Here is a 19,398-nt window from a genome sequence, read left to right on the forward strand (position 1 = left end):
CGAGGTGATCGGCGTGGCCGCCGGCTTCCCGACCACCGTCAACCCGATCATCCAGTTCGGCGCGATCCCGGTGTTCGTCGACGTCGAGCTGGGCACCTACAACATCGACGTGAGCAAGCTGGAAGCGGCGATCTCGCCCAAGACCAAGGCCATCATGCTGGCCCACACCTTGGGCAACCCGTACAACCTGGACGTCATCACGGCGATCTGCAAGAAGCACAATCTGTGGCTGATCGAGGACTGCTGCGACGCGCTCGGCTCGACCTATCATGGCAAGATGGTCGGCACCTTCGGCGACATCGGCACCATGTCGTTCTACCCGGCGCACCACATCACGATGGGCGAAGGCGGCGCGGTGTTCACCAACAACGCCGAGCTGAAAATGATCGCCGAGTCGTTCCGCGACTGGGGCCGCGACTGCTACTGCGCGCCGGGCAAGGACAACACCTGCGGCAAGCGCTTCTGCCAGTGCCTGGGCACGCTGCCGATGGGCTACGACCACAAGTACACCTACAGCCACCTGGGCTACAACCTGAAGATCACCGACATGCAGGCCGCCTGCGGCCTGGCCCAGATCGACCGCGCGCCCGGCTTCATCCAGGCCCGCAAGGACAACTTCGCGTACCTGAAAGAGCGGCTGCAGTCGTGCGCCGAGTTCCTGATCCTGCCGGAAGCGACCGAGCATTCGGACCCGTCGTGGTTCGGCTTCCCGATGACCCTGAAGCCGGAAGCCAATGTATCGCGGGTGGACCTGCTGACCTACCTGGACGAGCACAAGATCGGCACCCGCCTGCTGTTCGCCGGCAACCTGACGCGCCAGCCGTACATGATCGGCCGCAACTACCGCGTCTCCGGCGAGCTGACCAACACCGACCGCGTGATGAACGACACCTTCTGGATCGGCGTGTTCCCCGGCCTGACCCGCGAAATGCTGGACTTCGCGGTCGACAAGCTGGAAACCTTCTTCGGCGTGAACTTCTAAAGGCCGCCATGAGTTTGCCGGAAACCGCCACCCCCGCCTACATCGGGCCTTATCTGTCGACGCTGCCGCAGAACGCCCGTCTGCTGGTGCAGGCAGGCGCCACCGACGGCGCCCTGGCGCGCAAGTACCGCGCCAATTATCCGGCCACCTCGTGGCTGGTGGCGGACCCCGATGCGGCGCAGGCCCAGCAGGCGCGCGAGTACGCCGACCGCGTGCACCAGGTCGACCTGGAACAGGCCGGCGACACCTTCTACAAGCATCTGGAATGGGCCGACGGCTGGATCTTCGACGGCACGCTGGAACAGCTGCAGGAGCCCGGCAAGGTGCTGGCGCAGGTGCGCAAGGTGATCCAGTACGACGCCTGCATCGTCGCCCGCATCGCCAACGCCCGCTACTGGAATCCGCCGGCCGCGCAGCCGCGCCATCCGCTGGCGATCGACGCCATCCTGGCCCTGTTCGACCAGCACGGCTTTCGCGTCGTCAACGGCGTCATGCTGAACCCCGCGCCCTTGCCGCAGGCCGTGGCCGACGCGCTGCAGCAGCGCGCCGCGCAGACCGGCGTGCCGCTGGACGCGCTGGTGGACGACGTCCAGCCTTCCCATTACCTGATCAAAGCCATGCCCGCGTGATGAACGATACACCGCTCTACTACTGCATTGCCCACGCGCCTTTCGACTGGAAGATGCCCGACTTCATGACCATGCTGGGCTCCGGCGACTACGTGCCGGAGTCCGGCCTGGCGATGAGCAAGCTGCTCACGCCCGAGCAGGCGATGCGCAATCGCTACCTGGGCGAGTACCTGGCGCTGTTTGAAATCCGCCGCATGCTGATCGCCAGCAAGGCCGAAGGCTTTGTCGGCTTCTGCCACTATCGCCGTTTCGCGCTGACCGACCCGGTCGGCACGCTGGCGGGCTTCAATTACCACGCCCATCCGGACGTGCTGGCCCAGGTCCGGCCCGAGCATTTCTACGGCGACGGCCAGACGCCGATCGTGCCGATCGCGGTGACGTTCGCCGGCTCCGTCATGCAGCAATACCAGTCCAGCTGCGTGCTGCGCGATCTGCTGACCTTCTTTGGCGACGCCATCGATTGCGGCGTCATCACCGATGGCGAGGCCGCCAACTTCCTGAGCGGCAATACCTTCATCCCGGCGCCGACCGTGGCCTACATTCCGGTGAGCTGGTTTGTCGAGATCGTGCACGCGCTGGAACTGGTGATGTCGCGCTACTATCGCTATCATCACATCGAGCGCGAAGGCTATCTGGCGCGCAGCATGGCGTTCTGCTGCGAACGGCTGCAAGCCTTCCTGCTGGCCAAGCGCATCGCCGCGTGGGGCGCCGACAAGGTGATCTCGCGCCCGCTGGTGCTGCTCGATGCCAAACTTCCCCGTCCCTGAGACTGTACACTGCCATGAAAATTGTTCCTACCGACATCGCCGGTTGCTTCCTGATCATCCCGGAGATTCGTCGCGACGAGCGCGGCAGCTTCGTCAAGGTCTTCCACGAAGATATCTTCCGTGAGCATGGCCTGGCCACCGACTATGCCGAGGAATACTACTCGGCATCGCATCGCAACGTGCTGCGCGGCCTGCACTTCCAGACCCCGCCGCACGACCACGCCAAGCTGGTGTATTGCGTGCAGGGCTCGGTGATGGACGCGGCGCTGGATTTGCGGCGCGGCTCACCGACCTACGGCCACAACCTGATGCTGGAACTGAGCGCCGCCAACGGCCATATGCTGTACCTGCCGCGCGGCCTGGCCCACGGCTTCTGCACGCCGAAGGAACCGGCGATGATGGTCTACAAGGTCACCGCCACCTACGCGCCGGCCCACGACGCCGGGCTGGCATGGGACAAGGCCGGCATCGACTGGCCGCTCAAGGATCCGATCATGTCGGCGCGCGACCGCCAGTTCGGCGCGCTGGCCGACTTCGATACGCCGTTCGTGTTCGACGGCGGCCAGCCATGAGCGCGCGCCGCGCACTGCTGACCGGCGCCAGCGGCTTTGTCGGCGCCGCCTTGACGCGCCGCTTGCTGGCCGACGGCTGGGAGGTGCACCTGCTGCTGCGCGAAGGGTCGTCGACCGCCGGCTTGCCGCCGGAGAGCGCGCGGCTGCACCTGCACCGCCACAACGGCGATACGCTGCAACTGATCGACATCATGCGCGCCGCCGCGCCGGAAACCGTGTTTCACCTGGCCTCGCTGTTCCTGGCCACGCACAAGCCGGAAGATGTCGCGCGCCTGGTCAATTCCAACCTGCTGTTCTCGACCCAGCTGGCCGAAGCGATGGCCGCCTGCGGCGTGCGCCGCCTGGTCAACACCGGCACGTCGTGGGAGCACTACGAGGACGAGGCGTACAACCCGGTGTGCCTGTACGCCGCCACCAAGCAGGCCTTCAGCGCGCTGCTGCGCTACTACGTCGAAGTCCATGGCTTGCGGGTGGTGACGCTGAAATTGTTCGACACCTACGGCGCCGGCGATGCGCGGCCCAAGGTGCTGAACTTGCTGAAGCGGGTGGCGCTGGAAGGCAGCTCGCTGGGCATGTCGCCGGGCGAACAGCTGATGGACCTGGTCTACATCGACGACGCGGTCCAGGCCTTCATCACCGCCGACGAACGGCTGGCCGACGGCCGCCAGCAGAACGCCATGGAAGAGTACGGCATCTCCAGCGGCAACGCCCTGCCGTTGCGCGAACTCGCCGCGCTGTATGCGCAAGTCAGCGGCAAGCCGCTGGCGATCGACTGGGGCGGCCGCCCTTACCGCGAGCGTGAAGTGATGGTTCCCTGGCGCACCTACCAGGCCTTGCCCGGCTGGCAGCCCGCAACCGACCTGGCCACCGGCCTGGCGCTGTTCCACAACGCCAGTTCCTAACCGACTAGCCGGCTAACCGGCTAGCCGGCGCCGGAGAAAATTTACGGTTCGCGGATCGATTCGTCCAGCGCCCGCGTCAGCGGGTACAGCAGGTAGGACATCACGGTGCGGTGGCCGACCACGATCTCGGCCGACAAGGTCATGCCCGGCAGCAGCTGCGCGCCCGGGGTCATCTTCTTCAGCTTGCCCGTGTAGGGAATCCGGCTCAGGTAGTAGGCGTCCAGCCCGCCGCCGTTCTTGTCGCTCTGTTCGCGCTTGAAGGCGTCCTGGCTGATGGTGCGGACCTTGCCGTCCAACATGCCATGCTGCTGGAACGAGAAGGCGTCGACCTTCAGGTGCACCAGCGCGCCCGGCTTGATGTAGCCGATGTCGAGCGAATCGATCTGCACTTCCGCCTCCAGCTCGGCGCCCAGCGGCACCAGCGTGAACAGCGGCTCGGCCTCGCGCACGATGGAGCCCACCGACAGCTTGCCGATCTCCAGCACCACGCCGTCGGCCGGCGCCACCATGTTGACCGCCTTGTGGCGTTTGTCGGCCTTGGCCAGCTGCTCGTTGATGCCGTCGCGGTCGCGCGAGGCGCTCAGCAGGTCTTCCATGGTCTTCTGCCGCCAGCTCTTGTCGAAGGCGGCGCGCTCGGCCTGCGCCGACGCCAGCTCGCTGGCCATCTCGACCGCCTTGTTGCGCTGCAGGTCCATGTCGCGCTCGACTTCGAGGCGGCGGTCGCGCGCTTCCAGCAGGTGCATCTTGGCGCCGAACTGCTCGGCCATCAGCTGCTCCTGCATGGCCTCCACTTCACGCAGCGATTTCACGCGCTGGGCCAGGATCACCTGGTCGTGCTTGTTGGTTTCCAGGCCGGCCTTGAGGCGCGCGATGTTCTGGTCCATCTTGGTCTTCTGCGCCTCGAAATTGCCCTTGCGCTCGTTCGACAGCTGCGCCTGCAGCAAGGTATCGGCGTTCGATTTGCCGTTGGTGACGGCGCCCGGCTGGCCGGCCAGCTCGGCGCGCAGGCCGGCGGTCTGGGTGTCCAGGCTGTCGAGCCGCACGCGCAGCTGCTGCTCGTCGGCGGCGGTGAAGGTCGGATCCAGACGGGCCAGCACCTGGCCTTTTTTCACCACCTGGCCGACCCGCACCTCGATGCTCTGGATGATGGAGGTGTCGAGCGGCTGCACCACGATGTTGGGCAACGGATTGACCAGGCGGCCGTGGGCGACGACGATCTTTTCCACCGGCGAGAAACTGGCCCACAGGATGAAGAACGCGAAGGCGCCGATCAGCACGTGCAGCGTGAGGCGCACGAACTTGGGCAACGGGCCGCGCTCGATGGCGTCCGCATCGGGCAGGAACTCGATTTCGGTCTCGTCCTTGCGGCGGCGCTTGAGGCTTAGAGGTGACTTGTTTGCTGGTTCCATAAGTGCTGGTAAGTGTCGCTACTGGTGAGCAGTTCTTCGTGGCGGCCGGCGTCCACCAGCCGGCCCTGTTGCATGACCATGATCTTGTCGGCGTTGACCAGGGTCGACAGGCGGTGCGAGATCATCACCACCGTGCGGCCGACCGCGATCTTCGACAGGTTGCTGATGAAGATGGCTTCCGATTCCGGGTCCAGCGCCGAGGCCGCTTCATCGAGGATCAGGATGCGCGGCTTGGCCACCAGCGTGCGGGCGATCGACAGCCGCTGCTTCTGGCCGCCGGACAGGTTGGAGGCGTTCTCCTCCAGCACGGTGTCGTAGCCCATCGGCAGGCGCTCGATGAATTCGTCGGCGCCGGCGGCGGCGGCCGCTTCGACCAGTTCCTCGAAGGTGGCGTCCGGCTTGGTGACGGACAGGTTTTCGCGCACCGTGCCGCGGAACAGGAAGTTCTCCTGCAACACCACGCCGATCTGGCGCCGCAGGTGCGACAGCTCGATCTCGCGGGCGTCGATGCCGTCGAAGCGGACGATGCCTTCCTGCACCGGATACAGGCCCTGGATCAGCTTGGTCAAGGTGGTCTTGCCGGAGCCGGAGCGGCCGACGATGCCGACCACGGTGCCCGGCTCGATGGTGAAGCGGGCCTTGTCCAGCGCCATCGCCTGCGCGCCCGGATAGCGGAAGGTGACGTCGTCGAAGCGGATCTCGCCCTGCAGGATGGGGCGCAGGCCGTTGGCGCCGGCGCGGCCTTCCGGCGCGCGGTTCATCACCTCGCCCAGCATGCGCACCGACAGCGCGGTTTCCTGGTATTCGTTGACCAGGCCGACGATCGAAATGAGCGGTTGCGTGACCCGTCCCGACAGCATCTGGAAGGCGATCAGCGCGCCCACCGACAGGGTGCTGTCGAACACGTCGGCGGCGCCCACCACGATCAGCGTGACCGGCAGCAGCTTGCCGAGGAAGTCGGTGACGGCGTTGCCGGCGATCGAGATCTGGCCGACCCGGAAGTGCATGGTGATCGCCTCGGCCGAGCGCTGGTCCCAGATGCGGCGCTGCGACGGTTCGATCGCCAGCGCCTTGACGGTGCGCATGCCGTGGATGGTTTCCACCAGCATGCCCTGGCGCTGGCCCTCGGCCGCGTACAGCGCGTTGAGGCGGCGCTGGAAGGTCGGCACCATGGCCATCACCACGCAGGCGATCAGGCCGGCGAACAGCAGCACGATCATCGCCAGCTTGAACGAATAGCTGAACAGGATGGGCACGAACACCACCAACGCGATCAGGTCCAGGCCGGTGAAGAACAGGCGGCCGGTGAGGAAGTTGCGGATCTTTTCCAGCTGCTGCATGTGGCGCGTGACCACGCCGGCGCTGGTGGTCTCGAAGAAGTCGATCGGCAGCGACAGCAGGTGGCCGAACACGCGGCGGGTCAGCCGCATGTCGATCTTGTTGGAGGCGGCCAGCGTCAGCGTCTGGCGCAGGAAGCCGAAGGTGGCGTCGAACACCAGCGCGGCGACGATGCCCACGCCCAGCACCTGCAGCGTGGTCACGCTCTGGTGCGTGAGCACCTTGTCGATCACCAGCTGGAAGAACACCGGCGAGGCCAGCGCCAGCAGCTGCATGGCGATGGCGGCGATGAAGATGTCGCGGAACGCGGCTTTCTGCTTGAGGATCTCGGGGATGAACCAGCGCAGGCCGAACGGCTGGTTGGGGTCGGACAGCTTGTGCTGGCGTTTGACGAACAGCACCTCGCCGCTCCAGCGCCGCTCGAACTCGCTGCGCGCCACCATCACCACGGCGGCGTTGGCGCTGGCCGGGTTGAGCACGGCGACGGTGTCTTCCGCCCCCTGCTCGCCCGGCTTGACGCCGACCACGATCACCATATTGCCGTCGTTCAGGCGCGCCATCAGCGGGAACACGCCGCCCTGGGCCATCAGGCGCGACCAGGTCAGGCGGTCGGACTTGGCCTTGAGGCCGATGTCGGAGGCGATCCGCAGCAGCGCGCCGCTGCCCGGCTCTTCCGCGCGCAGCGCGTAGTCGTCGATCAGACGTTCCGGATTGATTTGCAAACCGTGATGCTGCGCGATGGCCGTCAGACACTGTATCGCGGTATGGGGAAATTTATCGTGCATAAGCCTGATCAAGGTTAAAACTTGCATTGGCGCACTATCGAGCCAGCCTTCGGATTCTAACCTAGTGCAGTGCCTGGCGGAGGGTTTTGTGTTGCTGAAACACCGCCCTGTTTACCATCCTGTTCGTCGGCTCAAAAAAAAACGGCAAGACCCGCGGGTCTTGCCGTCCTGACTTCCTTATCGGAAGCTGATTACTTGGCAGCCAGGAAGCCGCTGTGGTTGCCGCCCTGCAGCGCTTTCAGTCGCAGCGCGTCGTCGGTGGCGGCGGCGTTGCTGGTCGCGGTCAGCTTGTTGTCGTAATTGCTGATCGCGTCCGCCATCGCGGCCACTGCCGTGTTGACGCTGTTCGGCACTTCCAGCTTGGCGGTGGTGGTCACCGTCGCCGCCGCCGCGCTGAAGCTCGACATCGCCGCCGACAGGCCGCTGACCGAGGAGCTCAGGCTGGTTGCCGCCGTGGCGCCCATCTGGAACCAGACGTCCGCCGCTGCGTGGCTGGCGCCGTCGCTGGTCTCGAAGGTCGACGTGATGCCCACAATGTTGCCATTGTTGAGCGACGCGTTCTGCTTCGCATCCAGGTTCAGCTTGGTGATGCCCAGGTCGGTCAGCGATTTCAGCTCGTCGGCCTGGCTGACGCCGTCGGCATTGCCGTCGACCCAGACACGCAGGCTGCCGAAGGCGCCGTCCTTGGCGTCGATGACGCCGTCGCCGTTGGTGTCGAGCTCGCTCAGCGCGGTGTAGCCGTTGGTGGCTTTCTGGCCGTTAGCCAGCGTGGTGCCGGAACCGAACAGTTCGCTACCGTCGTTGATCACGCCGTCGCCGTTGCGATCCAGGGCCAGCAAGCCGTCGCCGCCGCCCACCCAGCCGGTGTTGACCTTGCTGCCGTTAGCCAGCAGATCGAAGTTCACGCCGGCCGACAGGCCCAGGGTGTTGATGCCGTTGCCGTTCAGGTCCAGCACGATCGGCGTACCCAGCGGCGAAGGCAGTGCCGCGATCTGGTCGGTCGTCAGGCCAGGCACCTGGGCGCTGGTGATGGCGCACACTTGCGAGGTCGTCAACGAGTGGATCTGGTCGGTCGTCAGCTTGTTCAGCTGCGCGGTGCTCAGCGCGGCGATCGACGAGGTCTTCAGGCCCACCAGGTCGGCCGTCTCGATGGCCACCAGCTGGTTGGTCGACAGCGCCTTGATCTGGCCGGTCGTCAACGCCTGCATCTGCTGGCTCGACAGCGCGACGATCTGGTCGGTCGTCAGCGCGGCGAGCTGCGCGGTCTGCAGCGAGGCGATGACCGAGGTCTTCAGCGCGGCCATGTCTTCGGTGCCCAGCGCGGCGATCGCGGCGGTCGCCAGGGCGGCCACTTGCGCGGTGCTCAGCACGCCGACCTGCGTCGAGCTCAGCGCCACGACCTGGTCGGTGCTCAGGCCGGAGGCGAGGTTGGCGGTGCTCAGCGCGGCGACCTGGGCGGTGCTCAGCGCCACCACCTGGTCGGTCGTCAGCGCAGCCACCTGGGCCGATTTCAGCGAACCGATGACGCCGGTCTTCAGCGCGCCGATGTCGGCCGTTTCGATGGCGGCGATGGCGCCGGTGCTCAGCGCGCTCACTTGCGCCGTGCTCAGCGAACCGAGCTGGGTCGAGGACAGCGCCACCACTTGATCCGTGGTCAGGCCGCTGGCCAGGTTGGCGGTGGTCAGCGACGCGATCTGGGCGGTCGACAGTGCACCGACCTGGTCGGTCGTCAACGCGGCCAGCTGGGCGCTGCGCAGGCCGCTGATGGCGGCGGTCTTCAGCGAACCGAGGTCGGCCGTTTCGATCGCGGCGATGGCGCCGGTGCTCAGGCCAGCCACTTGCGCGCTGGTCAGGGCGCCGACCTGGGTCGCGCTCAGCGCCACCACCTGGTCGGTGGTCAGCGCCGCGGCCTGGTTGGTGCTCAGGCCGGCGATTGCCGCGGTTTTCAGTCCGCCGATATCGGCCGTTTCAATCGCGGCGATGTCGTTGGTGCTGAAGGCGCTCAGTTGTGCCGAGCTCAGCGCGCCGATCTGGTTGGACGACAGCGCGACGACCTGGTCGGTGGTCAGCGCCGCGACGTTGGCGGTGGTGAAGGCCGCCACTTGCGCGGTGCTCAGCGCCGTCAGCTGGTCGGTGGTCAGCGCCGCCAGTTGCGCCGTTTTCAGCGAGGCGATGATGGCGGTCTTCAGGCCGACGATGTCCGCCGTTTCGATGGCGGCGATGTCGCCGGTGCTCAGGGCGCCGAACTGGTTGGAGCTCAGCGCGCCCAGCTGGTTCGAGCTCAACGCGACGATCTGGTCGGTGCTCAGGCCCGAGGCCAGGTTGGCGGTGGTCATCGAGGCCACTTGCGCGGTGCTCAGCGCGCCGATCTGGTCGGTGGTCAGCGCGGCGGTCTGCGCGGTGCTCAGGGCGCCGATGGCGGCCGTTTTCAGCGCGCCGATGTCGGCCGTCTCGATCGCGGCGATCGACGCGGTGCCCAGCGCAGCGACTTGACCGCTGCTCAGGCCACCGATCTGGACGCTGCTGAAGGCGACGATCTGGTCGGTGGTCAGGGCCTTGGCCTGGTTGGTGCTCAGGCCGGCGATCACGGCGGTCTTCAGCGCACCGATGTCGGCCGTTTCAATCGCGGCGATATCGTTGGTGCTGAAGGCGCTCACCTGGGCCGAGCTCAGGGCGCCGAACTGGTTCGACGACAGTGCGACGACCTGGTCGGTGGTCAGCGCCGCGACGTTGGCGGTGGTGATGGCCGCCACTTGCGCGGTGGTCAGGTTGGACAGCTGGTCGGTGGTCAGCGCCGCCAGTTGCGCCGTCTTCAGCGAGGCGATGATGCTGGTCTTCAGGCCGACGATGTCGGCCGTCTCGATGGCGGCGATGTCCTGGGTCGACAAGGCGCCGAACTGACCGGTGCTCAGCGCGCCCAGCTGGTTCGAGCTCAGCGCGACGATCTGGTCGGTGCTCAGGCCCGAGGCCAGGTTGGCGGTGGTCATGGCGGCCACTTGCGCGGTGCTCAGCGCGCCGATCTGGTCAGTGCTCAGCGCGGCGGTCTGCGCGGTGCTCAGGGCGCCGATGCCGGCGGTCTTCAGCGCGCCGATGTCGGCCGTTTCAATCGCGGCGATGGCGGCGGTGCTGAGGCCGGCAACTTGCGAGCTCGACAATGCGCCGATCTGGCTGCTGCTCATGGCGACGATCTGGTCGGTGGTCAGGGCCTTGGTCTGATTGCTGCTCAGGCCGGCGATGACCGCCGATTTCAACGCACCGATGTCGGCCGTTTCGATCGCGGCGATATCGTTGGTGCTGAAGGCGCTCACCTGGGCCGAGCTCAAGGCGCCGAACTGGTTCGACGACAGTGCGACGACCTGGTCGGTGGTCAGCGCCGCGACGTTGGCGGTGGTGATGGCCGCCACTTGCGCGGTGGTCAGGTTGGACAGCTGGTCGGTGGTCAGCGCCGCCAGTTGCGCCGTCTTCAGCGAGGCGATGATGCTGGTCTTCAGGCCGACGATGTCGGCCGTCTCGATGGCGGCGATGTCCTGGGTCGACAAGGCGCCGAACTGGCCGGTGCTCAGCGCGCCCAACTGGTTCGAGCTCAGCGCGACGATCTGGTCGGTGCTCAGGCCCGAGGCCAGGTTGGCGGTGGTCATGGAGGCCACTTGCGCGGTGCTCAGCGCGCCGATCTGGTCGGTGCTCAGCGCGGCGGTCTGCGCGGTGCTCAGGGCGCCGATGGCGGCCGTTTTCAGCGCGCCGATGTCGGCCGTCTCGATGGCGGCGATGGCTTCGGTGCTCAGCGCGGCGACCTGGCCGCTGCTCAGTGCGCCGATCTGGCTGCTGCTCAGGGCGACGATCTGGTCGGTGGTCAGGGCCTTGGCCTGGCTGCTGGTCAGGCCGGCGATCACGGCGGACTTCAGCGCGCCGATATCGGCCGTTTCAATCGCGGCGATGTCGTTGGTGCTGAAGGCGCTGATCTGGGCCGAGCTCAGGGCGCCGAACTGGTTCGACGACAACGCGACGACCTGGTCGGTGGTCAGGGCGGCGATGCTGGCGGTGGTGATGGCCGCCACTTGCGCGGTGGTCAGGTTGGACAGCTGGTCGGTGGTCAGCGCCGCCAGTTGCGCCGTCTTCAGCGAGGCGATGATGCTGGTCTTCAGGCCGACGATGTCGGCAGTCTCGATGGCGGCGATGTCCTGGGTCGACAAGGCGCCGAACTGGCCGGTGCTCAACGCGCCCAGCTGGTTCGAGCTCAGCGCGACGATCTGGTCGGTGCTCAGGCCCGACGCCAGGTTGGCGGTGGTCATGGAAGCCACTTGCGCGGTGCTCAGCGCGCCGATCTGGTCGGTGGTCAGCGCGGCGGTCTGCGCGGTGCTCAGGGCGCCGATGGCGGCGGTTTTCAGCGCGCCGAGGTCGGCCGTCTCGATGGCGGCGATGGCGGCGGTGCTGAGGCCGGCAACTTGCGAGCTCGACAATGCGCCGATCTGGCTGCTGCTCAGCGCGACGATCTGGTCGGTGGTCAGGGCCTTGGTCTGGCTGCTGCTCAGGCCGGCGATCACGGCGGACTTCAGCGCGCCGATATCGGCCGTTTCAATCGCGGCGATGTCGTTGGTGCTGAAGGCGCTCACCTGGGCCGAGCTCAGGGCGCCGAACTGGTTCGACGACAGTGCGACGACCTGGTCGGTGGTCAGCGCCGCGATGTTGGCGGTGGTGATGGCCGCCACTTGCGCGGTGGTCAGGTTGGACAGCTGGTCGGTGGTCAGCGCCGCCAGTTGCGCCGTCTTCAGCGAGGCGATGATGCTGGTCTTCAGGCCGACGATGTCGGCCGTCTCGATGGCGGCGATGTCCTGGGTCGACAAGGCGCCGAACTGACCGGTGCTCAGCGCGCCCAGCTGGTTCGAGCTCAGCGCGACGATCTGGTCGGTGCTCAGGCCCGAGGCCAGGTTGGCGGTGGTCATGGCGGCCACTTGCGCGGTGCTCAGCGCGCCGATCTGGTCGGTGCTCAGCGCGGCGGTCTGCGCGGTGCTCAGGGCGCCGATGGCGGCGGTCTTCAGCGCGCCGATGTCGGCCGTCTCGATGGCGGCGATGGCGGCGGTGCTCAGGCCGGCAACTTGCGAGCTCGACAAGGCGGCGATCTGGCTGCTGCTCAGGGCGACGATCTGGTCGGTGGTCAGGGCCTTGGTCTGGTTGCTGGTCAGGCCGGCGATGACCGCCGATTTCAGCGCGCCGATATCGGCCGTTTCAATCGCGGCGATGTCGTTGGTGCTGAAGGCGCTCAGCTGGGCCGAGCTCAGGGCGCCGATCTGGTTGGACGACAGCGCGACCACCTGGTCGGTGCTCAGGGCGGCGATGTTGGCGGTGGTGATGGCCGCCACTTGCGCGGTGGTCAGGTTGGACAGCTGGTCGGTGGTCAGCGCCGCCAGTTGCGACGTCTTCAGCGCGGCGATGATGCTGGTCTTCAGGCCGACGATGTCGGCCGTCTCGATGGCGGCGATGTCCTGGGTCGACAAGGCGCCGAACTGGCCGGTGCTCAGCGCGCCCAGCTGGTTCGAGCTCAGTGCGACGATCTGGTCGGTGCTCAGGCCCGAGGCCAGGTTGGCGGTGGTCATCGAGGCCACTTGCGCGGTGCTCAGCGCGCCGATCTGGTCGGTGCTCAGCGCGGCGGTCTGCGCGGTGGTCATGGCGCCGATGGCGGCGGTTTTCAGCGCGCCGATGTCGGCCGTTTCAATTGCGGCGATGGCTTCGGTGCTCAGCGCGGCGACCTGGCTGCTGCTCAATGCGCTGATCTGGCTGCTGCTCAGGGCGACGATCTGGTCGGTGGTCAGGGCCTTGGTCTGGCTGCTGGTCAGGCCGGAGATCACGGCCGATTTCAGCGCGCCGATGTCGGCCGTTTCAATCGCGGCGATGTCGTTGGTGCTGAAGGCGCTGACCTGGGCCGAGCTCAGGGCGCCGATCTGGTTGGACGACAGCGCGACCACCTGGTCGGTGCTCAGGGCGGCGATGTTGGCGGTGGTGATGGCCGCCACTTGCGCGGTGGTCAGGTTGGACAGCTGGTCGGTGGTCAGCGCCGCCAGTTGCGCCGATTTCAGCGCGGCGATGATGCTGGTCTTCAGGCCGACGATGTTGGCGGTGGAAATCGCGGCGACGTCGCCGGTGGTCAGCGCGCTGAATTGACCGGTGCTCAACGCGCCCAGCTGGTTCGAGCTCAGCGCGACGATCTGGTCGGTGCTCAGGCCCGAGGCCAGGTTGGCGGTGGTCATGGCGGCCACTTGCGCGGTGCTCAGCGCGCCGATCTGGTCGGTGCTCAGCGCGGCGGTCTGCGCGGTGCTCAGGGCGCCGATGGCGGCGGTCTTCAGCGCGCCGATGTCGGCCGTCTCGATGGCGGCGATGGCGGCGGTGCTGAGGCCGGCAACTTGCGAGCTCGACAAGGCGCCAACCTGGCTGCTGCTCAGGGCGACGATCTGGTCGGTGGTCAGGGCCTTGGTCTGGTTGCTGGTCAGGCCGGCGATCACGGCGGACTTCAGCGCGCCGATGTCGGCCGTTTCAATCGCGGCGATGTCGTTGGTGCTGAAAGCGCCCAGCTGGGCCGAGCTCAGCGCGCCGATCTGGTTGGACGACAGCGCGACCACCTGGTCGGTGGTCAGCACGGCGATGTTGGCGGTGGTGATGGCGGCGACCTGGCCGGTGGTCAGGTTGGACAGCTGGTCGGTGGTCAGCGCCGCCAGTTGCGACGATTTCAGCGAGGCGATGATGCTGGTCTTCAGGCCGACGATGTCGGCCGTCTCGATGGCGGCGATGTCCTGGGTCGACAGCGCGCCGAACTGGCCGGTGCTCAGCGCGCCCAGCTGGTTCGAGCTCAGCGCGACGATCTGGTCGGTGCTCAGGCCCGAGGCCAGGTTGGCGGTGGTCATGGAAGCCACTTGCGCGGTGCTCAGCGCGCCGATCTGGTCGGTGGTCAGCGCGGCGGTCTGCGCGGTGGTCAGGGCGCCGATGGCGGCCGTTTTCAGCGCGCCGATGTCGGCCGTCTCAATGGCGGCGATGGCTTCGGTGCTCATGGCGGCGACCTGGCCGCTGGTCAGTGCGCTGATCTGGCTGCTGCCCAGCGCGACGACCTGGTCGGTGGTCAAGGCCTTGGCCTGGTTGTTGGTCAGGCCGGCGATGACGGCCGATTTCAGCGCGCCGATGTCGGCCGTTTCAATCGCGGCGATGTCGTTGGTGCTGAAGGCGCTCACCTGGGCCGAGCTCAGGGCGGCGAACTGGCTGGACGTCAGCGCGACCACCTGGTCGGTGCTCAGGGCGGCGATGTTGGCGGTGGTGATGGCGGCGACCTGGCCGGTGGTCAGGTTGGACAGCTGGTCGGTGGTCAGCGCCGCCAGTTGCGCCGTTTTCAGCGCGGCGATGATGTTGGTCTTCAGGCCGACGATGTTGGCGGTGGCGATCGCGGCGACGTCGCCGGTGGTCAGGGCGCCGAATTGCGCGGTGCTCAGCACGCCCAGCTGGTTCGAGCTGAAGGCGACCATCTGGTCGGTGGTCAGGCCGGCGGCCAGGTTGGCGGTGGTCATCGAGGCCACTTGCGCGGTGCTCAGCGCGCCGATCTGGTCGGTGGTCAGCGCGGCGCTCTGCGCGGTGCTCAGGGCGCCGATGGCGGCGGTCTTCAGCGAAGCGATGTCGGCGGTCTCGATCGCGGCGATGGCGGCGGTGCTCAGCGCGGCCACCTGGCCGCTGCTCAGCGCGCCGACCTGGCCGGCGCTCAGCGCCACTATCTGGTCGGTGGTCAGGGCCTTGGCCTGGGCGGTCGACAGGCCGGCGATCACGCCGGTCTTCAGCGCGGCCAGGTCGGCCGTTTCAATCGCGGCGATGGCGTTGGTCGACAGCGCGCCGATTTGTTGCGAGGTCAGCGCGGCGGCCTGGTTGCTCGTCAGTGCGACGACCTGGTCGGTGCTCAGCGCGGTCATGCTGGCGGTGGTCAGCGCGGCAATCTGGGTGGTGGTCAGGTTCGACAGCTGGTCGGTGGTCAAGGCCGCCAACTGCGACGACTTGATCGATGCGATCAGGCTGGTTTTCAGTGCGGCCAGGTCGGCCGTTTCAATCGCGGCCACGGCGCTGGTGCCCAGCGCGCCGAACTGGGCGGTGCTCAGCGTGCCCAGCTGGTTGGAGCTCATCGCGACGATCTGGTCGGTGGTCAGGCCGGCCGCCAGGTTGGCGGTGCTCAGCGAGGCGATCTGCAGGGTCGACAGCGCGCCCACCTGGTCGGTGGTCAGCGCCGCCATCTGGGCGGTGCTGAGGCTGGCGATGGCGGCGGTCTTCAACGCCAGCACATCGGCCGTTTCCAGGGCCACGATATCGTTGGTGCTCAGGCCGGCGACCTGGGCGCTGCTCAGCGCGTTGGCCTGGCTGGTGGTCAGCGCCACCACCTGGTCGGTGGTCAGCGCGGCCAGCTGGGCGGACGACAGGCCGGCGATCGCGCTCGATTTCAATGCGGAGAAGTCGGCCGTTTCCAGCGCGGCGATGTAGGCGGTCGCCATGGCGTTGACCTGCGACGAGCTCAGCACGGCAACCTGGTTGGAGCTCAGTGCGACGATCTGGTCGGTCGTCAAGCCGTTGGACATCTGTTTGGTGGTCAGTGCGGCGATCTGGCTGGTGGTCAAAGCCACCGCCTGGTCCGTCGTTAATGCCCGGGTCTGGTCAGAATTGAGCGCTACGATATCGCTGGTGGCGAGGGCAGCAATGGTTTGGGTCGACAGAGCTGCAATCTGGTCGGTACTCATGCTAGTTACGAGGCTCATTTCCATTCTCCTTGGGGCACTGCACAGTTCTATACAGACAGATGATGGAGCCAACAGGTCTTGCCCGTGGCTCCATCTGAATTGGGTTATTACTGGAATTCTTTGCGTTTACTTGCGCCTGGTCATCACAAAACCATGCACTTTAGTTCTTAACGTCAATATCGAGGGCAACTTTAGGATACGCCGGCCATGATTTTGCCTCCTGTTAACATATCAATAGTAATGGAGCAGCGCATAGTTTCCGTCAATCACTACCAGAAGCCGGCAGGCCAACGTCCTGAACGTACAAAGCGACTGTTTTTTGCGCCAGATTAAGCTTTTTTGTTTACTCAGTGCAATGCAAAAATCGGGCCACCGCTGTCAAAAACCATACGCGGTGGCACAAACGGCAGGGCCTAAGCCCTGCCGTTTGGCACTACCGCCGGCTGGCGCCGGCGTACTGCAGCTTACTTGCCGGGCGCCGCCAGGAAACCGTGGCCGCCCTGCGACTGCAACGCTTTCAGACGCAGCGCACTGTCAGTGGCCGCCTGGCTTTCGGCGCCGAGCACCGGTTTGCCGTTGGCGTCGAACTGCTTGAGCGCGTCGGCCAACTGGGCCGCGCCGCCAGCCACGCCCTGGCGCTGGAGTTCCAGCTTAGGCGCCGCGGCCGCCGGTGCGTCGCCGCCGGCGAAGGCCGACATCGCCTGGGCCAGGTTGCTGACGCTGCCGCTCAGGTTGCTGGCCGGCGTGGTGGCGAACCACACGTCGGCTGCCGCATGGGTGGCGCCGTCGGCCGTCTCGAAGGTCGAGGTCAGACCCAGGATGTTGCCGTTGTTGACTGCGCTGCCCGCCTTGACGTCCAGGTTGAGCTTGGTGATGCCCAGGTCGGCCAGCGATTTCAGCTCGTCGGCCTGGCTGACGCCGTCGGCGTTGCCGTCGACCCAGACGCGCAGGTCGGCAAAGGCGCCGTCCTTGGCGTCGATGGTGCCGTCGCCGTTGGTGTCCAGTTCCTTCATCGCTTCGTAGCCGGTGGTCGCTTTCTGGCCGTTGGCCAGGGTCGTGCCCGAGCCGAACAGTTCGCTACCATCGTTGATCACGCCGTCATGGTTGCGGTCCAGGGCCAGCAGGCCGTCGCCGCCGGCGGTCCAGCCGGTGTTGACTTTGTTGCCGTTGGCCAGCAGGTCGAACTGTACGCCCTGGCCCAGCGCCGTGGTCTGCACGCCGTCGCCATTCAGGTCCAGCACGATCGGGGTCAGGAACGACAGCGCCTGGGTCTGCGTGGTGGTCATCGCGTGAACCTGGTCGGTGGTCATCGCATGCAATTGCGCCGAGGTGATCGCATGCACCTGGTTGGTGGTCAGCGAAGCGATCTCAGCGGTACGCAGCGTGGCGAACTGCTTGGTGCTCAGCGCGGCGATGGCGGCCGTGCTCAGCGCCACCAGGTCGGCGGTGTCGAGGGCGGCCAGCGCCGCGGTCGACAGGGCGGCAGCCTGGGCGGTGGTCAGGGCGGCGATCTGGGTCGAGGTCAGCGCCACGCCCTGGCCGGAGCTCAACGCGCCCAGTTGGCCAACGGTCAGCGCGCCGATTTCCTGGGTGGTGAAGGCGGCCAGCGCGGCGGTGGCCAGCGCGGCGAGGTTGTTGGTCGACAAGGCGGCGACTTGGCCCACGCTCAGCGATGCAGCCTGGGCGGTGGTCAGCGCACCGATCTGCGACGTGCTCAGACCGCTGGAGAAGGCCGAGGTGGCCAGCGCGGCGACCTGACCGGTCGACAGCGCGGCGACCTGGGCGGTGGCGAGGCCGGCGAGCTGCGCGGTGCGCAGTGCGGCGACATCGACCGTGCTCAGGCCGACCAGGTCGGCCGTTTCAATCGCCCCGATGCTGGCCGAGGTCAGCGACACCACTTGCGCGGTGCCCAGCGAGGACAGTTGCGCCGAGGTCAGCGCGACGATCTGGCTGGTGGTCAGCGCGGCGATGCCGGCGGTGCTCAGCGCGGCCAACGAAGCGGTGGCCAGGTTGTTGACCTGGGCGGTGGTCAGCGCGGCGACCTGGGCGGAGCTCAGGGCGGCGATGGCGGCCGTCTTGATGGCCGACAGATCGGCCGTTTCCAGCGCGGCAATCGCGTTGCTCGACAGGGCCGATACTTGCGCGGTGCTCAGCGCGGCCGCTTCGGCGGTGGTCAGCGCCACCACTTGATTGGTGGTCAGGGCCTTGACCTGATTGGCGCTCAGGGCGGCAATCCCGTTGGTCGACAGGGCGGCCAGGTCGGCCGTTTCCAGCGCGGCGATGGCGGCGGTCGTCAGACCGGCCACTTGGGCGGTGCTCAGCGAGCTTGCCTGTGCGGTGGTCAGCGCGACGATCTGGTTGGTGGTCAAACCGGATACGGCGGCGGTGCTCAGCGCGCTGATCTGGTTGGTCGACAGCGCGGCAACCTGCGCCGTGGCCAGGCCAGCCAGCTGCGAACTGCGCAGCACGGCGACGTTGGCGGTGGTCAGACCCGACAGGTCGGCCGTCTCGATGGCGCCGATGGCGTTGCTCGACAGCGCGGCAACCTGGGCCGAAGCCAGGCTGCTCAGCTGGGCCGAGGTCAGCGCGACGACCTGGTTGGTGGTCAGCGCGGCGACGCCGGCGGTGCTCAGCGCGGCCAGCGAGGCGGTGGCCAGGTTGTTGACCTGGGCGGTGGTCAGCGCGGCGACCTGGGCGGAGCTCAGGGCGGCGATGGCGGCCGTCTTGATGGCCGACAGATCAGCCGTTTCCAGCGCGGCGATCGCATCGCTCGACAGCGCGGCCACTTGCGCGGTGCTCAGCGCGGCAGCTTCGGCGGTGGTCAGCGCCACCACTTGATTGGTGGTCAGGGCCTTGACCTGATTGGCGCTCAGGGCGGCAATCGCGTCGGACTTCAGTGCGGCGAAGTCGGCCGTTTCCAGCGCGGCGATGGCGGCGGTCGTCAGACCGGCCACTTGGGCGGTGCTCAGCGAGCTTGCCTGTGCGGTGGTCAGCGCGACGATCTGGTTGGTGGTCAAACCGGATACGGCGGCGATGCTCAGCGCGGCGATCTGGTTGGTCGACAGCGCGGCAACCTGCGCCGTGGCCAGGCCGGCCAGCTGCGAACTGCGCAGCACGGCGACGTTGGCGGTGGTCAGGCCCGACAGGTCGGCCGTCTCGATGGCGCCGATGGCGTTGCTCGACAGCGCGGCAACCTGGGCCGAAGCCAGGCTGCTCAGCTGGGCCGAGGTCAGCGCGACGACCTGGTTGGTGGTCAGCGCGGCG

At 67.1% G+C, this 19,398-nt stretch carries 9 protein-coding genes; 5 read left to right on the forward strand and 4 right to left on the reverse strand.

Going from position 1 to position 19,398, the window contains the following annotated elements; genetic code table 11:
* The 5 genes from rfbH to RUGAMON1_RS32045 form a co-directional block, all read left to right on the forward strand.
* A partial coding sequence (gene rfbH, locus RUGAMON1_RS32025) for a lipopolysaccharide biosynthesis protein RfbH (RefSeq protein WP_445234317.1) occupies window positions 1-982 on the forward strand: 982 nt, incomplete at its 5' end.
* Between the two features lie 8 nt (window positions 983-990).
* Window positions 991-1,611, forward strand: a complete 621-nt coding sequence (locus tag RUGAMON1_RS32030; protein WP_445234318.1) for a hypothetical protein — start codon at window positions 991-993, stop codon at window positions 1,609-1,611.
* On the forward strand, window positions 1,611-2,378 hold the full coding sequence (locus RUGAMON1_RS32035) for a hypothetical protein (protein ID WP_445234319.1): 768 nt from the start codon (window positions 1,611-1,613) through the stop codon (window positions 2,376-2,378). The genes RUGAMON1_RS32030 and RUGAMON1_RS32035 overlap by 1 nt, the downstream gene beginning before the upstream one ends.
* 14 nt (window positions 2,379-2,392) lie before the next feature.
* Window positions 2,393-2,950, forward strand: a complete 558-nt coding sequence (rfbC, locus tag RUGAMON1_RS32040; RefSeq protein WP_445234320.1) for a dTDP-4-dehydrorhamnose 3,5-epimerase — start codon at window positions 2,393-2,395, stop codon at window positions 2,948-2,950.
* Complete coding sequence (locus RUGAMON1_RS32045) at window positions 2,947-3,852, forward strand: NAD-dependent epimerase/dehydratase family protein (protein ID WP_445234321.1); 906 nt, start codon at window positions 2,947-2,949, stop codon at window positions 3,850-3,852. Before rfbC ends, RUGAMON1_RS32045 begins: the two co-directional genes overlap by 4 nt.
* Window positions 3,853-3,893: 41 nt before the next feature.
* Here RUGAMON1_RS32045 and RUGAMON1_RS32050 read toward each other — a convergent pair whose 3' ends face one another.
* From RUGAMON1_RS32050 to RUGAMON1_RS32065, 4 genes are all read right to left on the reverse strand, one after another.
* Entirely contained in the window at window positions 3,894-5,261 is a 1,368-nt protein-coding gene (locus tag RUGAMON1_RS32050; RefSeq protein WP_445234322.1) for an HlyD family type I secretion periplasmic adaptor subunit, read from the reverse strand.
* Entirely contained in the window at window positions 5,234-7,384 is a 2,151-nt protein-coding gene (locus RUGAMON1_RS32055) for a peptidase domain-containing ABC transporter (protein ID WP_445234323.1), read from the reverse strand. The genes RUGAMON1_RS32050 and RUGAMON1_RS32055 overlap by 28 nt, the downstream gene beginning before the upstream one ends.
* A gap of 191 nt (window positions 7,385-7,575) precedes the next feature.
* Window positions 7,576-16,152 carry an SPM autocatalytic domain-containing protein gene (locus RUGAMON1_RS32060; RefSeq protein ID WP_445234324.1) on the reverse strand — a complete coding sequence of 2,859 codons (8,577 nt, stop codon included), beginning with the start codon at window positions 16,150-16,152 and terminating at the stop codon, window positions 7,576-7,578.
* A gap of 446 nt (window positions 16,153-16,598) precedes the next feature.
* The coding region (locus RUGAMON1_RS32065; protein WP_445234325.1) for a beta strand repeat-containing protein at window positions 16,599-19,398 on the reverse strand (2,800 nt) is incomplete at its 5' end.

Origin of the sequence: Duganella rhizosphaerae (assembly GCF_040364205.1) — a bacterium.
Lineage (GTDB): Bacteria > Pseudomonadota > Gammaproteobacteria > Burkholderiales > Burkholderiaceae_D > Rugamonas > Rugamonas rhizosphaerae.